The following is a 19,385-nucleotide window of genomic DNA, read 5'->3' as shown; positions in this document are numbered from 1 at the left end:
TGTTCAGCGGGTCGGGGGCCGGTGGCCGGGCAGGTTGGTGTCGGGCGGAGGCTGTCGCAGTGGTGAGGTCGACGGCAGCAGGGCGGCGCGCTGGGCGGCGGTGCGCTCCCGCATCTGTTCGAGGCGGCGCTCGACGCGGGCGTGGGTGTAGAGGTCGATCGCGTCGGTGAGGTGGTCCCATTCCTCGCCGTCCAGGCCCGCCGGGCGCGGACCCAGCACGTCGGGGCCCGCGCGGTGGTGGCGGCGCCGATAGTCGCCGATGGCGGTCAGCAGCCGGGTGTAGGTGCGCTGCTCGTCCTCGTCGTCCTCGCCAGGGGCGGTGATCTCCTCCATCCACGCTTCGGGCAGGGGCTCGCCGGCGAGTACGGCGGCCAGGGCGCGCCGCGCCAGGCGCGCGTCCAGCGCGCCGTAGGACAGCGGGGCGATGCCGAGGGGGTCGCGCAGGGCCGGGTGGTCGGGCAGCGGGCCGCCGGGCGGCGGCGCATCGAGGTGGCTGAGGGCCGCCTCGATCATGACGGAGGCGGGAGCGTCGGGCGGCGGAAGGTGCACCGGGCGGCGGCGTCCGGTCAGGGCGCGGACCCGGGCGTCCAGCGCGTCCCAGGCCGCCGCGTCGTTCGGGTCGGCGGGGCGCGGGCCCAGGCCGGGCACGCCGGTGATGGCGTGGCGGGTGCGCCACAGTTCCACCAGGGCTGCGGTGGTGGCCCAGGCGTGGCGGCGCCGGGGAGCACTGGTGGGCGGCGGAGTGCCGAGCGGGCGGGCCCAGGCGGGCGGGGTGGCGGCCAGGGTGTGGCCGCGGTCGGCGAGTGAACGGGCCAGGATGCGGTGGCGCTCGGCGAGGTGAGTAGCCCAGTGCTCGGGGGTGTCGGGGTGGATCAGGGCGTGGGAGTCGGCGACCCAGTCGGGGATTGCCCCGCGGTGGTTGGGGCGGTGCGGGGCGTGGTCGGGCAGGCGGTCGCGGAAGCGGAGCTCGGCGTAGATCTTGTCGGAGACGGCGTCGGCGCGGGCCAGTGCGGCGCGCGCCAGGTGCCGGCGGTCGGCCGTTGCGGTACGCCGGGTCGCCAGGGTACGGCGGATCGCGGAGGTTGAGGTGGTGTGGGTGGCGGCCTGCTCGCGCTGGTAGTCCTCGCGTGCGGCGTCGCGCCAGTTCAGGGCGCGGCGCAGCTGGGACTCGCGGGTGAGGTCGGCGATCACGTGCCGGGCTGTGGCGGAGAGCGTGGTCCGGCTGGTCTGGGCGCGGCGGATCTGGGTGCGTACGTTGGCCAGTTGGGTGGCGAGTGCGCGGCGGGTCAGCTCGCCCATGGGGCGCTGGTCCCAGGCGGGATGGGTGTGGCCGGCGCGGGTGGTGACCGGCATGGGCAGGTGGGTGAAGGCGGCGTCGGCGGCCTTGAGCGCCTCGCGGGCGCTCGCCCGGTGGGCGGCGGCGAGCTTGGTGAGGGTGTGCAGTTGGGTCAGGGTGAGCGCGGCCAGCGGGCGAGGCCGGCTGTCCTGCTGGGCTTCGGCGGCGTCCTTGAGGCGCTCGCGCAGCCGCCAGGTCAGCACCGCCGAGGGGTCGTCGGCGTCGCCGAAGCCGCGCCGGGGCACGGTGTGTGCGAGCAGGCGGGGCAGGTCGAATCCGGCGCGCTCGGCGTCGTGCAGGGCGCGGATGAGGGCCGGGTAGGCGTCGGCGGCCATGAATATCGCGGCCCGGCCTGCGCCGAGGGCGTGCTCGAGCAGGCCGGTCAGCCGTGCGGTGGTGGCGCGCTCGGCGGCGTCGGCGAACTGTGCCGACAGCTGGCCGGGCGCGGCGATCTCGCGTTGCAGGACGGCGATCGACTCGGTCGCCGACAGCTGGGCGCGGCGCCGGGCGGCGATGGAGGCGAGGACGTCGTCGAGGCGGTCGCCGTCCTCGATCGCGACGTAGAGGCGGTTGGTGCGCGCGCCGCGGGTCATCTGGACGTAGACGCCTTCGCGGTGGGAGCGGGCGGAGGCGATCGCGTGCGAGGTGTCCACGGTCATGCCCTGGGCGCGGTGGATGGTGGAGGCGTAGCCGAGCTCGCACTGGGCGGCCAGGTAGTCGGCGGGCAGGCGGATACGGCCACGGTGCTGGGTGTGGCGGACCACCACGTCCCCGCCGGGGAGGATGCTCTGGATGGTCCAGGTGTCGCCGTTCTTCACGAAGTCCCGGCCGCCGCGCACGGTCATGCGGCGGCGGTTGAGGCGGGTGACGATGATGTCGCCGACGTGCGCGCGCTGCCCGGCGCGCAAGGGTGCCCTCTGGCTGGTGTCGACGGTTCCGGCGGCGATGTGATGGGCCTGGGCGCGCACGTTGAGCGCGGTCACCGTCGCGGTGTCGGCGGCCGTCATCAGAGAGGTGAGCCCCTTGTCCAGGTCCTTGGCCCATGCGTCGAAGACCATGTCGCACATCGCGTCGTAGGTGCCGGCGACGATCCGGCCCTTGTCCCGGTACCAGTCGAAGACCGCCCGGGGATCCTCGCCGTCGCGCAGGATCAGGGAGGCATCGGCCTCGCCGGGTACACGGAAGCGGTGGAGCTGATCGAGTTCGACCACGCCGCCGGCCCGGGAGATGAGCCGCAGGGCTCCCCCGGCCTCGACGGCGGCGAGCTGGTGCGGGTCGCCGAGCAGGCGCACCACCGCCCCGGCGGCGGCCGCATCCGCGAGGATCCGGTCGAGCGGGAGGGTGCCGGCCATGCCCGCCTCGTCGACCAGGACGACGTCGCCGGGACGCAGATGGAAGTCCTTGCCGACCGTCTTGCCGTCGGCGGCCCGGCCGCGCTGGTACAGCCAGGAGTGCAGGGTGTGGGCGCGCCGCTCCAGGTCGCCGCCGAGGACCTTCGCCGCCCGGGAGGACGGTGCGAGCGGGATGAGCCGTCCGCCGGCCGCGTCCACGGCCCGGGCCACCAGCTTCATCGCCGTCGTCTTTCCGGCGCCCGCAGGCCCGAGTCCGGCCAGCAGTAGCTGCTCGGACAGGACGAAGGAGGAGGCGAGCGCGCGCTGCCCGGCGTCCATCGGGCCGCGGCCCAGGGCGGCGACACGGTTGAACGTGCTCCGTCCGACCGGCGGGATCACGCTGGTGCGGGCGGCGGCCAGCAGCCGGTTCTCGGCGGCGAGCAGGGAGTGGGTGGTGTAGGTGCGCGAGCCGATGGGCCGGTAGATGCTGGTGCCGTCGGCCCGCTGCAGGTCGGGGTGTAGGGGGTTGATCTCGGGCGGGGTGATCTCCAGGCAGTCCCTGTGGGCGAGGACCTTGTCGGTGATCTGCTCGGCCGCCTGGTCCGGCGCGGTGGCCCCGGCCAGGGTCCGCATCAGGTAGCGGCGCGCCTCGGCCAGCACATGGCGGCGGCGGAACGTCGTACGCCGCTCGCACACTGCGGCCAGGACTTCCTCGGCCGCCGCGGCGACATCGAACGCGGCCGGGGCGGGCCTTGCCCCCGCGGCGGCGCGGGCGGTGGCCAGCAGGTTGTCGACGACCGTGCGGTCGGTGGCGGCGATCGCCCGGCGCCGCCAGTCGGCGAGCAGGTCGTCCAGGGAGCGGGCCTGCCGCTTGGGCGGGCGGGTCTTCACGGTGGCCTGCCACTGCAGCCGGGTGCGGGCCGGCCGAGCGGGCTGGCGGCCGTGGCGGCGCCGGTAGGCGTCGAAGAGGGAGTCGGCCACGGTGCGCACCGCGGCCGAGCGCTGCGCGAACACCGCGCGCAGCCGAGCGTCGATACCGACGATTCTCATCACCGGCCGCTGGCCGGGGGTGACCCCGACCTCTTCGGTGACCAGGCCCAAGCGCAAGCAGGCGATTTCGAGGGCGCGCTGGTTGAACAGCTCGCTGGCGACGACGACGTCGCGCAGCAGCAGGCGGGAGTCCAGGTTGCGCCAGCGCCCGTCGGGACCTTTCACCCGCGGGGATATGACCACGTGCTCGTGCAGCATCGGATCGCCCGCACGGGATTCGTAGTGCAAGTAGACGGTGGCCAGCAGCCCGGGTTCGGCCCGCTGCTGGGCCACGCCGCCCGGCCCGGTGCGCACCGCGAGGGCATTGTGCTCGATCCAGGCCAGGGCCTCGGTGCGGGCCTGGGCCAGGGTCTCGAGGACGATGCGGCGCACCTCGGGGCCGCCGAGCGCGAACAGCAGCGAGAGTTCCTCGTTGGAGAAGCACAGGTCGTATCCGGTCACGGCGCGGCGCTGCGGGCCGCTGCGGGCGGCCAGGTACCGGCCGAGCTCGGCGCCGTCCGCGGGGGTGCGGTGGTACTCGGTCTCGAAGGCGCGCGCCGCACACCGCATCCGCACGTCTTTGGTCTCGGCCTTCGTCAGTGGGCGGCACAGCCGCTGGCTGACGTGCTCCAGGACCTGCTCGATCTCCTGGTCGAGCGGGGAGAGTTCGGCCAGGCGCGGCACGGCCGGCCCGAGTTTGGCGGCCTTCATAGCCCGCTTGAGCGAGGCCCCGGCGCCCAGTTCGCGGGCGGTGATCTCCTCGGCGTCGGGGTGCATACCGAGCCCGAACAGGGCCCGCATCTGCGCGTCGCTCACGATCCCGGACAGCCCCAGAGCGCGCGCGGCCTGCCCGTGCCACACCCCGGGCGGTACCCCGGGCACGCTGGAGGACACCGTCAGCTCGGCGCCCGGGGCACCGTCACCGCGGGCGATGTTGCGCCGGTAATAGCGCTCCCGCCCCGCGGTGAACGCATTCGCTGTCATCCCCACAGCGCCAGAAGATCACCGCGCACAAGGCCGGTGCCGGCGAAGACCGGCCACGGGGACCCGAACCTCCCAGGGCCCGAAAAACGACCTTCGAACGCGTCCCGCCGGAAGGGAAAACACCCCTCGAGCACGGGCAGGCGTCAAAAGTGCCAGAGGTGTACGGGGACCGACCCGTCACCGGCCGGCGGCCACACACCCACGCCCCCACCGACCCCGACCACTCATCCGGCACCCCGGCCTCCACACACCACCGGCACCCACCGACACCCCGGGCTTCCGCCACCACCCCTCACCACGGGCCACCCGTTGCCCGGGGTCCTCTCCCCTGCCTGCTCGGGCGTCGTCCCGTGAGCGGGACCGGGCGCAGCGACGGGCGTGCTACGGCCTGGGACGCGGGCGCCTTGGCCGCCCTGGCGGGGGTGCGGGCGGCTGAGACTGACCGGGCGCGGCCCGCCACAGGGGTGGGCGCACAAGGGCCGGGAGGTGGCTGTGGTGGCGTCGAGCCGGACCAAGGGCAAGGGGAAGAACGCCGCGACGCTGGCGCGCCGGAAGGCGGCGCTGGCGCGGGCCGCGGAGCGGATGGCCGAGCGGCGGCGGGAGGCGGAGGAGGCGGAGGCGCAGCGGCTGCGCCAGGAGGCGGCGTTCGACGAGCTGGTGGCCGACTTCGAGCTGGCGGTTCAGGACGAGGTGGCGGCGGTCGCTGAGGTGGAGGAGGAGATCGCGCGGGTGCGGGAGCGCGGCCAGGTGCGGATCGACGCGGCGAGGGCGGCGGCGGCGCGGGTCGTGCTGGCGATGGGTGAGGCCGGGGAGACGGTGGCCGGGTGCGGGCAGCGGTTGGGCGTGGGGGTGGAGCGGGTCAAGGAGCTGCGGCGGCTGGGGCGCGAGGTCCTGGCCGTCGAGGAGGCGGTGCCGGGGAAGGCGGACGGCCCGGGGGAGGCTGCGGTCCCGGGGAAGACGGCGGCGGCGCGGCAGGAGTCGGTGGGCGGGCTGGGCGGGGAGCAGCAGCTCGGTGGTGGGCGCGGGCCGGGGCAGGCGGGCGACCGGCCGCGCGGCTCGGGCGCGGCGCCGGTCACCGCTCCGCCAGTCACCGCTCCCCCGGTCGCCGCTCCCCCGGTGACGGCTGCGGCTGTTCCCCCGGCGCCTGGGGCCGCGCCGGTCCGGTCCGTTCCTCCGGCCGCTGCTCCGGGTGTTCCCTCGACCGGTACGCCGGCAGGGCCTTCGGGGGCGCCGGGCGGTGAGGGCGGGGCGCGGCCGGGATGGCCGCAGTCGCCGCGGTGACGGTGGCGTGCCGGGGCATGGAGCGGCCCCGGCTGCCGCGCGGGGCGGGGGGCGGGGCGGGGGGGGGGGGGGGGGGGGGGGTTAGCCCTGCTGGTTCGACCAGGGTGCGGCGGATCGCTGCGGGGCGGCGGCCTGCGGGGCGGGCGCCGGCTGGGCCGGGTAGGCGGCGGGCGCGGCGGTCGGCTGCTGGGGCCAGGCGGCCGGTGCGGCGGCCTGCTGAGGCGCGGCAGTCTGCTGGGGCGCGGCAGTCTGCTGGGGGACGTGGCCGGTGAAGCGGCCGGGGTCGACGTCCTTGAGGTAGACGGTGACGGTGGCCTGGTCGGAGACGAAGATGCGTTCGTGGATGCCGGGCGGGGTGAGGATCCACACGACGGTGTCGTCGCGGCGCTGGGTGCGGCGGATGAGCGGCGGGGGGAGGGTGACCTCCTCGGTGATATCGGTGTCCGGGTTGGTCTCGAGGACCGTGATGTGGTCGACGGTGCTGAAGAGACCTGCGTACGCGGCGAGTTCGTTGATGGTGGTCTCGTGCTTCACGGCGCTCCCCCCTTCTGGTTGTGGCCTGGGCCTGCGGGTTCGCTGGGGACGCTAGGCGGACCAGGCAGCGGGTGGGGCGTGCGGGGCGTGCGGGTACCGGGGGGCGGGATACGGGTTGGGGTGGCGGGAGCGCGGAACGGGAAACGGGAGCGGCCCCGTGCCGGGACGAGGTGTCCGGGCGCGGGGCCGTGGGGTTGTTCAGCTACTCGGTGATGTAGGTCAGCTCCATGTAGGCGTCGTCGAAGGTGACCTGCAGCAGGAAGCGGGTGGCGCCTTCGGCGTGGGCTTCGCGGAGCATGCCGAGCAGGGTGGTGCCGTCCTCGAAGACAGGGGTGGTCAGGTCGATGGACTCGCGGAAGTCGTCGCCGCCGAGGACGGAGCGGGCGTCGGTGCCCGGCCCCCAGCCGTCGGCGTGGACGACGGTGGGCAGGTACTCGTCGTCGGGGGTATCGGTGGGGTCCTGGCCGTTGCTCATGAGATAGGTGCCGTCGTCCTTGACCCACCACAGGCGGGGCGCGGCCTCGGTTTCTCCGTAGCCGAGCTTGTGCTGGTCGGCGGCGGCTGCGTGCTCGGCGGCGGCGAGGACCTTGGCGAGGGGGAAGACGAGCGTGCAGTTCTTCTGTCCGTGGGCGGTGTTGGCCGTGACGACGTCCAGCAGGGGGCTGGTGCTGGTGTCGGCGATCGGCGGGACGGTCATGGTGCCGAGGACCTCGTTCAGCCAGGCGGGGCGCTGCTCGGGGGGCAGGGCGAGCAGTCGCCGGGCCCGGTCGGGGTGGTCCATGGCGGCTTCGGCGCTGTTGGGGTCGGCGGGGGCGTGCTCGGGCATGTCGGTCCCTGGGATGTGTGGGAATGGATGGGTGCGCGGGGCCGCCGTGCGGCGTGCGCGGTGGGACGGACGGTGAGATGCCGGGGAGTTATGCGGGCAAGGGCAGGCGGCTCCGTGCCCAGGCCGGGGCCCGGGCGCGTGAACCTGCTCTTGGCGACGGGCTGCGTAGGGCCCTGTGCCGCGTGCCGCTGCGTCCTGTGCGTCACTGCTGGCAAGCGTGCTGAGGAGGCAGGGCGCGGCTGGGCGCGTACGTGGACCGGCCCCGCCTGCGGGCAGCAGGGCGGGGCCGGGGTGTGCGCGGGGCGGGTCAGTGGCGGCTGGTGGCGCGGGTGCCGGTGAGGTCGACCAGGGTGGTGGGCTCGGGGACGGCGGAGAAGCCAGTGGGGTCGACGCTGAGGTGGATGATTCAGTGGTCGGGGCCGGTGACCTTGATGACGTCGCCGACGGAGACGGAGCGGATGTCGCGGGGCCAGGTCTGGCCGTTGTCGTCGGATCCCTGACGGTTGCCGACCTCGAAGGCGGCCTCGGCGGCGTCCTTGTGGTCGCGGATGCCGTCGCTGGCGTGGAAGACCAGGCGCAAGGGGCTGCCGTCGGGGTGGGTGGCGGCGGCGAGCGGGTGGTGGTGCTGGTGGCCGTGGAAGCTGTGGGGGGCGGTGTTCATGTAGACGGTGGCGGTGTAGGCGGCCGTGGTCGGTGCGCTGTCGACGGCGTCGGCAGCGTCGTCGATGCGGGTGGTGACGGTCAGGGGGCGGGTCACGGCGGTCGTCACGGCGGGTACTCCCATCGGGGCGCGGCTGGTTGACGGGAGTGACGGTGGGGCGGCGGGGGTTACGCGGGCAAGGCGCGGCCGGGGGCGGGCACGCGGCCGGCCCCGTGTTCCGGAATGGGGTTTCGGGGCGCGGGGCCGATCGTGGCGGGGCTGCGGCGGGGCAGGAGTCAGGCGACGCGGGTGACGGTGATGTCGCCTGCGCGGTCGGAGTCGTCGAACAGGGCGGTGGCGATCGCTTTGGGGATGTCCGCCTCGGTGGTGTGGCCGGGGACGATACGGACGGTGTGGCAGAGCACCTTGCCGACGAGTTCTTGGGCGTGGCCGGGGCCGGTGGCGCGGAAGTACACGGTGCGGTTGTACGGCTCGCCGTGGTTGCGGGCGGGGAAGAGCGCGTACCGGGCGCGGCCTTCTCTGTCGGCCAGGCGCAGCGTCGTGTGGGAGGCGAGTGCGAAGTCGGCCCACGCGGTGTGTGCGGCGGGGACGGTGGCGATGACGATGGTGTCGCTTCGGCGGGTGGCGGTGGCCTCGGTGAATGCGGCGGTGGTGAGGCTCGCGAGTGCGGTCGTGCACAGGTCGTCACTGGTCATGGAAGCTCCCGGTGTTGGGCGGGTGCGGTGGCCTGCAGGTGGGATGGGTGGGCCCCGGTCCGCGTCACGGCCGGGGGGTGGGGTCACCGTCGGGGCACGGCCGTCTAGCGCAGCAACCCGGGGGTGTGGGTGTAGCCGGGGTGGTGGTGGCGTGCGGGCGGCCCCGCGGCCGGGAACGGTGGTGTTCCGGGGCGCGGGGCCGGGTGCGGGGGTCAGTCGTACCAGGTGGCCTGGGTGGGGCCGTGGCTGTCACCCGGCTGGCCGGCTGCTTGGGGGCCGCCGCCGCTGCCGAAGACGTACCGGCCGCGGACCGGGTGGTAGCCGGTGCAGTCGGGGGTGCACGGTTCTTCCTCGTGGCCGAAGAGGCTGCCGCCGCAGGCGCAGGATTCGGACCAGGCGGTGACGATGAACTGGCCCGGGCGGGGGCGTTCCGCCGCGGCTGCCAGGCTGCGCAGCATTCGGCCGACGGGTACGGGCGTGGAGCGGGTGGGTGCAGGCATGGGCTCTCCGTACGTTGTTGGGTGGCCCGGGAGGGCGGGCGCCAGGCGGTTTGGCGCGGTGTGGGGGAAGAGAGTGCGGGGCCGGGTGGTTAGGCGGGCAAGGCGCGCCTGGAGGCGGTGACGGGTGACTGGGTCGCGGTCACGGGGCACGGCGTTCACGCGCCAGGGAGCCGTCCTTCCTCGGCGCCTTACTCGTCCTCGTCGGGGCCGTTCTGGGCGGCCAGTTCGGCGGTCGCCTCGATGTCGATGTCGCCGGTGCCGCGGTAGACGATGGTGTCGCCGTCCTCGTCGGTCTCGGTGTAGGGCGGGAGCGCATCGTCGTCGTCGGGGTCGCCGGTTCCGTAGGTGCGTCGGGTGCAGTCGCGCGCTGTGCAGCGCCAGATTCTCTCCCCCTCGACGTCGACCGGCTCCGTTTCGCTCGAGCAGTCAGGGCAGGTGGGCACGGGCCATTCCCCTTCGTCGTACAGCTCGTATCCCAAGCGGGTCTCCTTGGCTGGTGCTGTTCGGGTGCCGTGGAGGTTGCAGCGGGATAGAGCAAGCCGCGCAAAGACCTCGCGGCTCCTGCCTTGCTCTTGCGCTGCTGCGCTGGAGGGTGCGGCGTCCGGCGGCGGACGGCCCGCCGGAGGGCGCGGGCGGGGCAGCGGGAAGGCCCACCTGGTCCGTCGGCAGGGTGGGCCTTGTGCGCGGAAGGTCAGCGGGCAGGGGTGTCCTCTTCGGGGCTCCAGTGCTCCCACGGCCACAGGCCGCCGATCCGGTACCGGCCGTCGGCGTCGGGGCGGATGAGGCGGCCCGGGCGGCCCGGCTCGGTGCGCAGGCGCGGGTCGCAGGAGATGAGCAGCGCATCGTGCAGCCACTGGCAGGTGAGGTGACGGCCGGCGTGGGTGGCGGGCAGGTCGGCGGTGATCTGCTCGGCCGTGGCGCGGGTGACGCTGATGGCGTCCCACGGGCCGAAGGTCCGGGGAACGGGCAGGGCCTCGTAGGGGCCCGACTCACCCTCGTCGAGGGTGAACAGGTCGGGGAGCTGCGGGGCGCGCTCCAGCGGCGGCAGGGATGCGGCGACGGTGGCGGGGATGATCGCGACGGGGGTGTTGCGGTAGACGATGACGCAGTCCTTACGGTCGTCGGCGTCGTCCAGGCACAGGTAGCGGTCCGCGGTGACGCCGTGGGTGTGGGTGTCCTCGCACGCCTCGCACTGGGCCGGGCAGGCACCGAACGGGCGGGGCTTGGCGGTGAACGCCTCGCAGGCGTGCTCGGCGTAGCGGGGGCCGGGGCCGTCGGTGAAGAAAGCGACGACGACGTCGCCGGGGCCGACCTGGTGGGCGCGGACCACGATGGCGTGGCGCAGGGTCATGCCGTCGGGCAGCGGCCGGTAGCGATCGGTGAGGGTGGGTGTGGGGCGGTCGGTGAGTATGAACTGGTCGGTGCTGCCGGGCAGGGACAGGATGCGCTCGGGCACGGTAGGGCCTCTTCCGGGAATCGCAGGCGATAACGGGACACGGCGCGCGAGGCCGGTGGCCGGGGGCGCGCCGTGAGAAAGGGGTGCCGGGCCACACCCGGGGGGGGCCGGGCCGCCCCCGGGGGGTGAGGGCGGCCCGGCCAGCCGGGGGCTCAACCGCACAGAGGAGGGGCAGGGTGTGCGGGAACGCCTACCGGCACAGCCGACACTGCCCCGGACGGAGCCAAGCCCCGCAAGGCCCACCCGGCAGCCGGGCCAGGCGCCCGGGGGCCGGGCGGCGGCAAGCAGCGACATGCGGCGACATGCGACGGCCCCGAACCCAGGGGCGGGATACCAGGGGTTCGGGGCCAAGGGGCGGTGGGGTGGTGCAGTCAGCGGGCGTTAGGGGGCCAGGGCGCTGCGCACGGTGACTGCCCCGCGCTCACCGGCCGCGTTCACGGCGGCCAGGCGTTCGGCTAGCGTGAGTACCTGGGTGAGTTGCTCGGGCGTGAGGTGGTACCTGCTGGTCTGCAGGCCGGACGTCTGACCGGTGGCGTCCGCGGAGGTGATGCTCACGGACTTGAGGCCCGCCAGGCGCTTCCGCTCGGCGGCCATGGCCCTGTCCTGTTCCATCTCGTCCCACAGGAACGCGGCGACCTCCGTGGTCTTGGCGGTTTTCCAGCCGTCGGCGCGGCGGACCCGGTGGCCGTCCGGGGCGGTGATGTCGATCGCGCCGACGCTGTCGCCCCACATGTCGGTGAGCACCACGGTGTGGCCGCTCTTCGTGACGGTATGGGCCCGCACGGAATTCTTGTGCTTCCTGGCGAGCGCGGTGATCTCGGCGGCGAATGCGCTGCGCGGGTCGGCGATCGGAGTGTCCGGGGCCGGTCTTTCGTACACGATGGGTTCCTGTCTCTTCAGGGTCACAACGTGTTTCCGAACCTCCCTGGAAGAGCCACCGCTACCCTCAGGGGAGGCGACTTCGGAGCACCTTGGTGGCTGCCAAGACGGGGCCCTGGGGCCAAGGTGTCCATGGAGGACTTGACTCCTGCCGCAGACACAACAGGCGCCGCACCCCGTCCGTTCGCCTTCCCATCACCGTGACCGCTCCGCGAACGGCGACCGTGCCCTACTGATGCCGCCGGACGTCGGTCACCTGCCATGACGGGGTTCAGAAACACGTTGTCAGGGCGGAATGCGCGCACGATGCCCCGACGGCCGGCTAGCAGGGCAAGCGGCGGCCCGAGGGGCGGGCCAGGACGGACACGCCGCCCGGCCCACCCCGGGCTGCGGGGCGGGCCGGACGCCGGTGGACGGGCGCGGACGGGGCGGACGCGGTTCAGGCGCCTGGCCGCTGGGAGCGGACGCCGACGGCGAACCCGTCCTTCCACATCGCGGCGAGGAGCTGCTGCAACTCCCTCAGCTGCTGGGCATTGAGCGTCTTGCGCAGGGTTCCCAACCCCTCGGCCATCAGCCGGGCGCGGTGGGCCGCTGCCCTCTGGAGGGCGAAGCTGTCGTATCCGGCGATCGTGCCGTCCGCGGCCGGGAGGTTGCCGTTGGACTCGTCGTGGTCGGCAAGCAGGGCGACCAGGCGCAGGAAGTCGGGGTGCGGGAGGTCGGGGCGAGGCGAAGACATGTGACGTCCTATTCCAGGAGAAGGAAACAGCCGGGGGGTGGTGATCAGCGAGCCAGGCGAATGCCGGGTGATGGCTGTGGCGGCCGCGGTCTCACGGCATAGAGCGCCGGGAGAGTGGGGGCTGGGGATGCGCGAGGGTCAGCAGGCCCGAATGGTCAGCCGACGGGAACGCCCTGTTGGGCCTACAGCCACAGTTAGGGACGATAAGCACTACATGCGCATACCCAACCCATGTGCCCGTTACCGTCATCGCCTGTCCAGGACCATCGGTGCGTGTGGTCCGGGTCGCCTCCATAGACGTCACCACGCGCCTCGTATACGTCGTTGCACTCGCCTTGGGTGTATTCGCTCCACGTCTTGGTGTTACCCACAGTCGTTCTCCTCACTTCTCGGCGGTCTGGTCCGGGTTCGTCATCCTGCACGATGGCCGGTAGTGCACATGGACGCCAAACCATGAGCCCCGACGATCTTCTCCATGCCCACGCCAACGCCCCATGGGCTCAAGCACGATGGGACCCATTCTGGGTCGCGGGCGGTAGCGGCGCGAGGCCAGCTGTGGGGGCCGGGCCACCCCCGGGGGGTGGGGGCGGCCCGGCCGGCCGGGGGCTCGACCGCACAGTGGAGGGGCAGGGGTGTGCGGGAGCGCCTTCCAGCAACACCGACACTGCCTCGGGCGGGACCAAGCCGCGCAACCCCTCGTCACGGGGTATGCGGCGGCCCCGAACCCAGGGGCGGAATGCCGCAGGGTCGGGGCCGGGGCGCTGGGGTGGTGCAGTCGGCGGGTGTTAGGGGGCCAGGTCGGCCAGGAGGGCGGTCGCGTTGTCCGCGTAGACCTGGTTCGGGTCCAGGGCGCGGCTGGTCTTGATGGCGGTGTCGACCGCCAGGTTCACCAGGTTCCGGACGATGGGGATCAGGTCGTCGCCGTCGCATTCGGTGAACAGGCAGTGCCGGGCGTCCTCGTGGGGTTCGTACACGCCGTCCGAGGCGAGCAGCAGGCGGCAGGGGCCGGTGATCTCTCGCGTGGCGGTCTCGATTGCGGGGTGGTCGTATAGGTGGCGTACGTCCTCGTCGGTGCGGTCCGAGCCGAGGCACGAGGTGATGTGGTTGCGGTTGCCGCCGTACGGATGGGTGGCGGTCGGGGGGTAGACGCGGCGCTTGTTGTGATCTTCAGTCAGGCGCACCGCGATCCCGCGCTCCATCAGGTACGCGCGGGAGTCACCGCACCAGGCCACCGTCAAGGGCTGGCCGGGGGCCTTGACGGCAACCACGGCCGCGGCCTTGTGTTCGCTGCCGTAGTGAGCGGCGTCCTCCCGGTGGAGGTTGTAGACGTGCCGGAGCCCGGCCTCGGCGTCACGCCGGCGGGCGGCGGTGCGGGCGATCTGCCGGGCGGCGGCGAGGGCCCACAGGTGAGTGCTCTCGCGTCGGCCGATGCCGTCGAGGAGGACGTACGCGCGAGTTCCGTCCGGGGAGGTGCGGGCGGCGGTGACATCGCACTGGCCGGGGTCGGTTCCGGTGTGCTGGGCGGTGGCGTAGGTGCGCATGAGCCGGGCTCCGTTCAGCGGGCTGATGGTGTCGGGAGCGCCTTGCGGCCCCATCCGACGCGGCCGGGCAGCGGGCTGCAACGGCCCCGGACCCGGTACGAGGGTGCCGGGGTTCGGGGCCGGAGATTCGCAGTGGTCAGCAGGCCGGGATGGCGGCTGCGGCGGGGTGGAAGAACACGTCACCGAAGCGCGAGTGGAGGGTGACGATGCCGGTGGGCAGTTCCAGGTGGACGCTCACCGTGCGCGTGTGGGTGATCTGCCGGGCCAGCTGGCGCAACCACAGGCCGGATACCGGCTCGGTGTACGTGAACGCGCCGTCACGCAGACTCAGAAGGCGGCTGCGGCTGATATAGCAGTCGCCGGTGATCAGGCTCGTCTCGGTAGGCGTGAGCCGGTGGACCAGCGCGAACCGGCTGCCCGGCCAGTGCCGGGTGCGCCACCAGCCGGCGACCGTCCGGTCGTCCACGCTCAGGCCGCCCGGCCGGCCCGGGACGATCCACCGGCCGTCGTAGCGCAGCCACTCGGTGCCCAGCGGGCAGCTGACGCTATCGCCGTCGCGGAAGGGCGGCAGCGTGGTCTGCGCCCGGCCGGTGCGGGCGAGGGTGAAGAAGTCGGCGGCCGCGATACGGGGGCCGTCGTAGAGGGCCGGGCAGGCGGGCGCTGCCGGGGCAGTGTGCGGGGCGGCAGCCCTCGGGCGGGCGGGCTCAGGCATGGCAACTCCTGTGCAGGGGTGGCGGGAAGAGTGCGAGAGCGCATCCGCCGGGCTGTCGCCGGCGGGGCTCGACCACCCCCCGGCCGGGGCCAGGGGCGGGAGCCGCGTTCTCGATGCCCGCACACTGACCCGCAGGCAACCAAGCCGGGCAACCCCCGGCGCCGGGAGCAGCACCACTGCAGGGGTGACGGGGACAGCCCGCCCCCCGGGTATGCCGGAAGGCAGGCTGGTAGGTGGGACGCAGCACCGGTCAGGCGGCCAGGCACCAGCAGGCCCGGGGCCACAAGCGGCTGGGTCAGGGGCACTCGCGCCAGTCGACTTCGACCCGGCCGTAGTAGTTGACGTGGTAGTAGTCGACCATCGCGTCCGAGCCGTCGAAGTTGTAGGCGCCGTGGATCTCCTCCAAGGCCGCCAGGATCGCGCTCAGCTACCGGCCCGGCACCCACCGCGGCTCCCCCCACCTGTCCGTCTCCTGGACGTACCCCCAGCCCCTTTCCGGGAGGTTGTAGACCCTGACGTCGATGGAGCTGCCACCGGAGAAATACTCCATGCGGACGGAGACCTTGATCTGCCTGGGCATGGTGGCGAGCGCGGTGAGCGAGTCGGTCAAGGCGACCTCGGCACCGGTCGCGGCGCCCAACTTCGCCTCGACCTTGCAATGCGAGCTTGATGTCCGCGCGGATGCGCTTGGCGATCTCCGTAGTGGACAGGGGCGTGACCTCCCCATACCGGGCGCCGTAGCGGATGTCGGGGAGGCGGTAGCCGTGCCAGGCGCCATCGTTGCCGCCCTGCTCCGTGGTGAGCTGGCCCTTCTTCTGGGCGGCGGCGATAGCGCGGTCCAGCATGCGCTCGGCGGCCGCGCGCTCCTCCTCGCCAGTGCGGGGGTGGAAGATCAGGTTCTCCAGATCTTCTTCATCGCCCGGTTGCCGGGCGCGTGCTTCTCGTTGGTGATGCGGGTCCGCGGGGGCTGGGCCGTAGCGGTAGTCATCGTTCGTCCCTCCAACGCTGCTACCGGGGCTGACCGCCCCGTGACGAGGCGGGATGTTGGCCGGACGCCGGGCTAGCACCGCAAACAGCCGGCCAGAGGACGAGGCCGCAGGCTGCTTGCATCAACGCGGTCGGCCCGCACGCACGGGTGCGTGCGGGGCCAGGGGCGACTCATGACCCGAACGGGCGGGGCGCAGCCGGGGTCAGAACGGTGCTTCGTCGCTGCAGCCAGCAGCCCAGCCAGGCCCCGGCTGGGCTGGAGACAGGGGCGGATGGCCGGCGGTGCTGCGGCCGCGCACCGAACCGGCAGTGGCGCAGCCGCTGCGGCGGCGGTGCGCGTCTGGCTCGAAGGCCGGGCTTTGGTGGAGGGGGCCCCGTCTTGAGTCGACGGTGGCGGAATGACGCGGAGTGCCGCGGCTGGTCCCGCTGCGAGATGACCGTGACCGAACCATCGGGGCGGGAGGCGGCGGCCGCTGACCTGGAGGCGTCCCCTCAGGAAGCGGTCAGCGGAGTGCCATGACGGAGCCAGCGGCACGCAGACGCTCCATGACGACCTGCGTTGCTGCGCGACCCTGAGCTTTCAGAGCTCCCGCTCGAACCGCCAGGCGTCGACTTCGCCCGCAGACGGTACCCACACGTCCTGCTACGACTGCACGTCGGGCTGCTGCAGCGTCGCGGTTCACGTGACCTTCAGGTGCTGTACGGGCTATCGAGGGCGTCAGGCGGCGATGGCCGGGGGGCCGATCGCCGCCTGCGTGCCGGTCACACCTGCGAGGCGTGGCGTACCGTGATGCCGGCGGCCTTGGCGAGTTCGGCAATGCGGCCTCCGCCGTCGTGGGTGAAGACGAGGCAGATGTCCGCCCCGGTGTTGACCACGCTCTCGAGTTCGTCGCGGTCGAGGTGGAGCTCCTGGTGCACCGGGTGGCCGTCGATTCGGGCCCTCTGGACCCAGTAGTAGGCGCGCTTCGCGGGTCCCTCGGCGTTGTGGACGACGGTCATGGTCCTGCCCGTTTCGAGTTCGGCCAGGATGCGGTCGAGTGTGGTGTGGACGAGGGTGCGGTCGGCTTCGGACTGGTGGCCGGTGTGGCGGTCCCACTCGTCGGAGTCAGCGATCAGGACGCGGTACGGGGCGTAGGCCTCGGCAAGGGCGGTTTCGAGGTCCAGGCGGCCTGGGTCGGCCGGGCGAACCGTGCCGTTCAGGTAGTGCAGCACGGACCAGCCGCGCGGGGACAGGAAGTAGCCGGTCCACCCGCGCCCGTCGACGCCCTTGCCGATCAGACCGCGTCGGTAGAGGGCGCCCTCCGTGCCTCCGCCCATGCGCAGATTGCCGAGTCCGCTGGTGCCCTGCCCCCTGGCAGCAAGGCGGTGCAGCTCTTCGAGCATGCGCGGCGACAACCCTTTGATGATCTGTTGCAAAGTAGAGGAGTCCATGAGTTGCTCCCTGGCTGCGGTGATGTCGGGAAGTGGGCCAGGCGACCGGAGTTGGCACCGGGAAGATACCGGGAAGTCTGGCCGCAAGCTGGAAGTTCACTACCATCAGATGGCAGGTGGCCTTCGGGCGGGACCTCGGTCTGGTGTGCTCCGAGGGCGACCTAACCCACCAGGCCGCGCAGGGCACCGAAGGTGCCGCATCAGTCGAACCCCCTGCTCGGGAATGTCGAGGGCCTGGTGGCTACCGAGCAGCGGGGCGACCGGCTGCGGCTTCTGATGGTCACGGACGACGGCGAGAGCACCAAGGAGATCACGCGTCTGTACTCACTCGACGTGCGGCTCCCACGCCGCTCAGGCTTGTGCTGGTGAGAGGTCGATCAGTTCGACGTGCTCGACTTCATCCAAAAGAGCATCGAGTGAAGGCCCGAGGTCGCCGGGGACGGTCCAGCCGATCTCTGCAGCAACGAGAGCGCCTGCGATTCGGTCCGGCAGTTCCTGCCAGTCGTCCTGCTCCATGTCGAGGGGGTCACAGGAGATCTGCAGCAGTGCCTGGCGCGACCCCATGAGGTCGCCGGTGGTGCGCACGTCGACGTAGCCGTCGAGGCCGGCAGCTGTCAGGGCTTCGCGCGCCCGGGCAGCCAGCTTCCTCACGTTGATGTACTCCAGCGTTCTCGGGCGGGACCAGGCGATTCTCGCCACGTCCGCGATGTCATTGGCGGATACTCCGCTGCGGACGTCGGCCAGCATGGCGTCGAGCAGCTCTTGCCGGGCGCTGACGTAATTCTCCAGTGCGTGCCACGTGTTCGAGGTCATACCTCCACCGTACGGTCAATATTTTGACCAGTCAAGGTTTTGACCACTTGAGGTTCTGTCCCGCCTGCAGGCGCCTCCATGCTCGCGAACCGGGGTTCACGGAACGGCGCTCCGCGGACATTCCTTCGGCGTTCACCCAGTAGGGCGGCGCGTGAGGTGATCGGAGAGACGTAGACCCGGATGGCGACGGGGCGGGGGCGCGGGAGAGCGTGATGCGGTCGGAGTACTCGTGGCCCGCAGTGTCGAAGTGGTCGGTGGGCCAGGTGTGCGGCCTGTTCCGCCGGGGGCAGGTGTCGGAAATCCCCGTCGAGCAGGGCCCGGCCGACCGGTCCCCGGGCCCCGCAGTCGCGGCAGCGGTAGAAGCAGATCTCCGCGTAACGGTCGGGAGCGAAGCCGAAGGAGGTGAAGGGGTCGGCGAGCGTCAGGGCCTCGCCGGCGCTCATCACGCTCGCGGCCGCGGTCGTCGCGGTGGTGGTGGGGGTCATGGGTTCAGCTCCTGCCCGTCGGACGGCGCCGTACCGTGCGGCGGCGGCCGGCAAGACGAGCAAGACAACGCGGGCCCCGGGCCGCTCCCCGGCCGGGCGGCGGGGTGGGCGGCGGCATGGGACGGCCCCGACCGCCACGAGAGCGGACCGGGGCCAGGGGTGAGACGGGGTGCTCGCCCCGCTACTTCGTGGACTCGTCCTTGCGTGCCCGGACCCAGCGAACCAGGACCCGCGGCGTCCAGCCCCAGGTGATCAGGAGCACAGCGGCGACGACGATGGGCAGCGTTCCGTAGATGGCGTGGCCGCTCATCAGGAGGACTACGGAGGAGAGCAGCGTCAGGGCAGTCAGGACGCCGAACGCCGCCTTCCGGGTCCGCTCCGAGACGCCGGGCTTGAAGCTCGTGAACAGGGCCACCACGGCGGACGCCACCTGCAGGACGGTGATGAGCATGAACAGGACGTACAAGGGACAACTCCTCGTGAGACAGAAGGATTCGGCCGTGCTGGCCGCGCACCGGGCAGTCGCCCGGCGCTGGGCGCACCGTGAGGCGGGGCCGGGTAAGCCCCGCAACTGGCCCCGCCTCGGCCGCGATGCCGCCGGGGCGGGGCGGGCAGTGCGCGGGGGTTGTTGGCGGGGTCAGGAAGTGGCGGGAGCCGCAGGTGCGGCGTCACCGGCCGGGGCGCCGAGGACCTCGGGGATGCGTGTCCACTCGGTGAAGTCGTCCTCGCTCAGGGCGGTGGAGAACCACGGGGAATCCGGGGCGTTGTTGCGTATGAAGCCGACGGCGCGCGGGCCGGCGCCGGGGCGGGGGTGCAGGGCGATGTACCCGCACCGGAAGGTGTGGGTCTGCTCGGGGGTCTTGAAGCTGTCGCCATCGACGTAGTGAGCGCCGGGCACGAAGAAGTCGGCAGGCGCGCCGGGCTTGTCCTCGGTGCGGGCGGCGTGCGGGCCGGGGCGCGGTCACGGTCGGTCTCCTGACCTGGGCGTCGACAGGTGGAGTCCGGGCCACGCGGGGGCGGGAGGGTGTCCACGTCCCGCACGGCCCAGCCGAAGCCGGTCGCTCACAGCACACGAGAGGAGGATCGTGGCCGGCGTTCCCGGCTGCGCCGAACACTGACCTGCAGGCGGGATAGCCCCCACTCCCCCCGCCCCCAGCCGACTGAACAA

General features: G+C 72.9%; 18 protein-coding genes. 1 reads left to right on the top strand and 17 read right to left on the bottom strand.

The features are described from left to right. Positions 1-3 precede the first annotated feature (3 nt). Positions 4-4,680 (bottom strand): MobF family relaxase, encoded by a 4,677-nt coding sequence (mobF, locus tag ABD361_RS20590; protein ID WP_344436871.1) that lies wholly within the window; start codon positions 4,678-4,680, stop codon positions 4-6. Between the two features lie 495 nt (positions 4,681-5,175). On the opposite strand from mobF, the gene ABD361_RS20585 reads away from it, so the two are divergent. Then, entirely contained in the window at positions 5,176-5,961 is a 786-nt protein-coding gene (locus tag ABD361_RS20585; protein ID WP_344436870.1) for a hypothetical protein, read from the top strand. A gap of 81 nt (positions 5,962-6,042) precedes the next feature. Here the strand turns inward: ABD361_RS20585 and ABD361_RS20580 are convergent, their stop codons facing one another. The 16 genes from ABD361_RS20580 to ABD361_RS20505 form a co-directional block, all read right to left on the bottom strand. Continuing rightward, positions 6,043-6,495, bottom strand: coding sequence for a hypothetical protein (locus ABD361_RS20580; RefSeq protein WP_344436869.1), 453 nt, complete (start codon positions 6,493-6,495; stop codon positions 6,043-6,045). A 202-nt stretch (positions 6,496-6,697) separates the two neighbouring features. Further along, on the bottom strand, positions 6,698-7,321 hold the full coding sequence (locus tag ABD361_RS20575) for a DUF3085 domain-containing protein (protein ID WP_344436867.1): 624 nt from the start codon (positions 7,319-7,321) through the stop codon (positions 6,698-6,700). A gap of 406 nt (positions 7,322-7,727) precedes the next feature. Then, entirely contained in the window at positions 7,728-8,090 is a 363-nt protein-coding gene (locus ABD361_RS20570; RefSeq protein ID WP_344436866.1) for a hypothetical protein, read from the bottom strand. Positions 8,091-8,257: 167 nt separating this feature from the next. Further along, positions 8,258-8,677, bottom strand: coding sequence for a hypothetical protein (locus ABD361_RS20565; RefSeq protein WP_344436865.1), 420 nt, complete (start codon positions 8,675-8,677; stop codon positions 8,258-8,260). Positions 8,678-8,889: 212 nt separating this feature from the next. Beyond that, positions 8,890-9,177: a hypothetical protein gene (locus tag ABD361_RS20560; protein WP_344436864.1), complete on the bottom strand. Its 288-nt coding sequence runs from the start codon at positions 9,175-9,177 to the stop codon at positions 8,890-8,892. Positions 9,178-9,365: 188 nt separating this feature from the next. Continuing rightward, on the bottom strand, positions 9,366-9,656 hold the full coding sequence (locus ABD361_RS20555; protein WP_344436863.1) for a hypothetical protein: 291 nt from the start codon (positions 9,654-9,656) through the stop codon (positions 9,366-9,368). A 212-nt stretch (positions 9,657-9,868) separates the two neighbouring features. Beyond that, complete coding sequence (locus ABD361_RS20550; protein WP_344436862.1) at positions 9,869-10,633, bottom strand: hypothetical protein; 765 nt, start codon at positions 10,631-10,633, stop codon at positions 9,869-9,871. A gap of 381 nt (positions 10,634-11,014) precedes the next feature. Beyond that, on the bottom strand, positions 11,015-11,512 hold the full coding sequence (locus tag ABD361_RS20545) for a hypothetical protein (protein ID WP_344436861.1): 498 nt from the start codon (positions 11,510-11,512) through the stop codon (positions 11,015-11,017). A gap of 439 nt (positions 11,513-11,951) precedes the next feature. After that, on the bottom strand, positions 11,952-12,248 hold the full coding sequence (locus tag ABD361_RS20540; RefSeq protein WP_344436860.1) for a hypothetical protein: 297 nt from the start codon (positions 12,246-12,248) through the stop codon (positions 11,952-11,954). 785 nt (positions 12,249-13,033) lie between these two features. Next, positions 13,034-13,789, bottom strand: coding sequence for a PP2C family serine/threonine-protein phosphatase (locus ABD361_RS20535; RefSeq protein ID WP_344436859.1), 756 nt, complete (start codon positions 13,787-13,789; stop codon positions 13,034-13,036). Between the two features lie 136 nt (positions 13,790-13,925). Next, entirely contained in the window at positions 13,926-14,501 is a 576-nt protein-coding gene (locus ABD361_RS20530) for a hypothetical protein (RefSeq protein WP_344436858.1), read from the bottom strand. Between the two features lie 427 nt (positions 14,502-14,928). Next, the gene (locus ABD361_RS20525) at positions 14,929-15,141 is read right to left on the bottom strand and encodes a hypothetical protein (RefSeq protein ID WP_344436856.1); all 213 of its coding nucleotides are present in this window, start codon (positions 15,139-15,141) and stop codon (positions 14,929-14,931) included. Positions 15,142-16,250: 1,109 nt separating this feature from the next. Beyond that, complete coding sequence (locus tag ABD361_RS20520; RefSeq protein WP_344436855.1) at positions 16,251-16,919, bottom strand: hypothetical protein; 669 nt, start codon at positions 16,917-16,919, stop codon at positions 16,251-16,253. A 351-nt stretch (positions 16,920-17,270) separates the two neighbouring features. Then, positions 17,271-17,732: a hypothetical protein gene (locus ABD361_RS20515; RefSeq protein WP_344436854.1), complete on the bottom strand. Its 462-nt coding sequence runs from the start codon at positions 17,730-17,732 to the stop codon at positions 17,271-17,273. A 666-nt stretch (positions 17,733-18,398) separates the two neighbouring features. Next, positions 18,399-18,683 carry a hypothetical protein gene (locus ABD361_RS20510; protein ID WP_344436853.1) on the bottom strand — a complete coding sequence of 95 codons (285 nt, stop codon included), beginning with the start codon at positions 18,681-18,683 and terminating at the stop codon, positions 18,399-18,401. Positions 18,684-18,854: 171 nt separating this feature from the next. Further along, positions 18,855-19,115, bottom strand: coding sequence for a hypothetical protein (locus ABD361_RS20505; RefSeq protein ID WP_344436852.1), 261 nt, complete (start codon positions 19,113-19,115; stop codon positions 18,855-18,857). Positions 19,116-19,385: the final 270 nt, after the last annotated feature.

The sequence above is a fragment of the Streptomyces luteosporeus genome (genome assembly GCF_039532865.1).
Taxonomy (GTDB): Bacteria; Actinomycetota; Actinomycetes; order Streptomycetales; family Streptomycetaceae; genus Streptomyces; species Streptomyces luteosporeus.
Note: the sequence above shows the minus strand (reverse complement) of the source record. Positions and strands in the feature narration are given on the sequence as shown.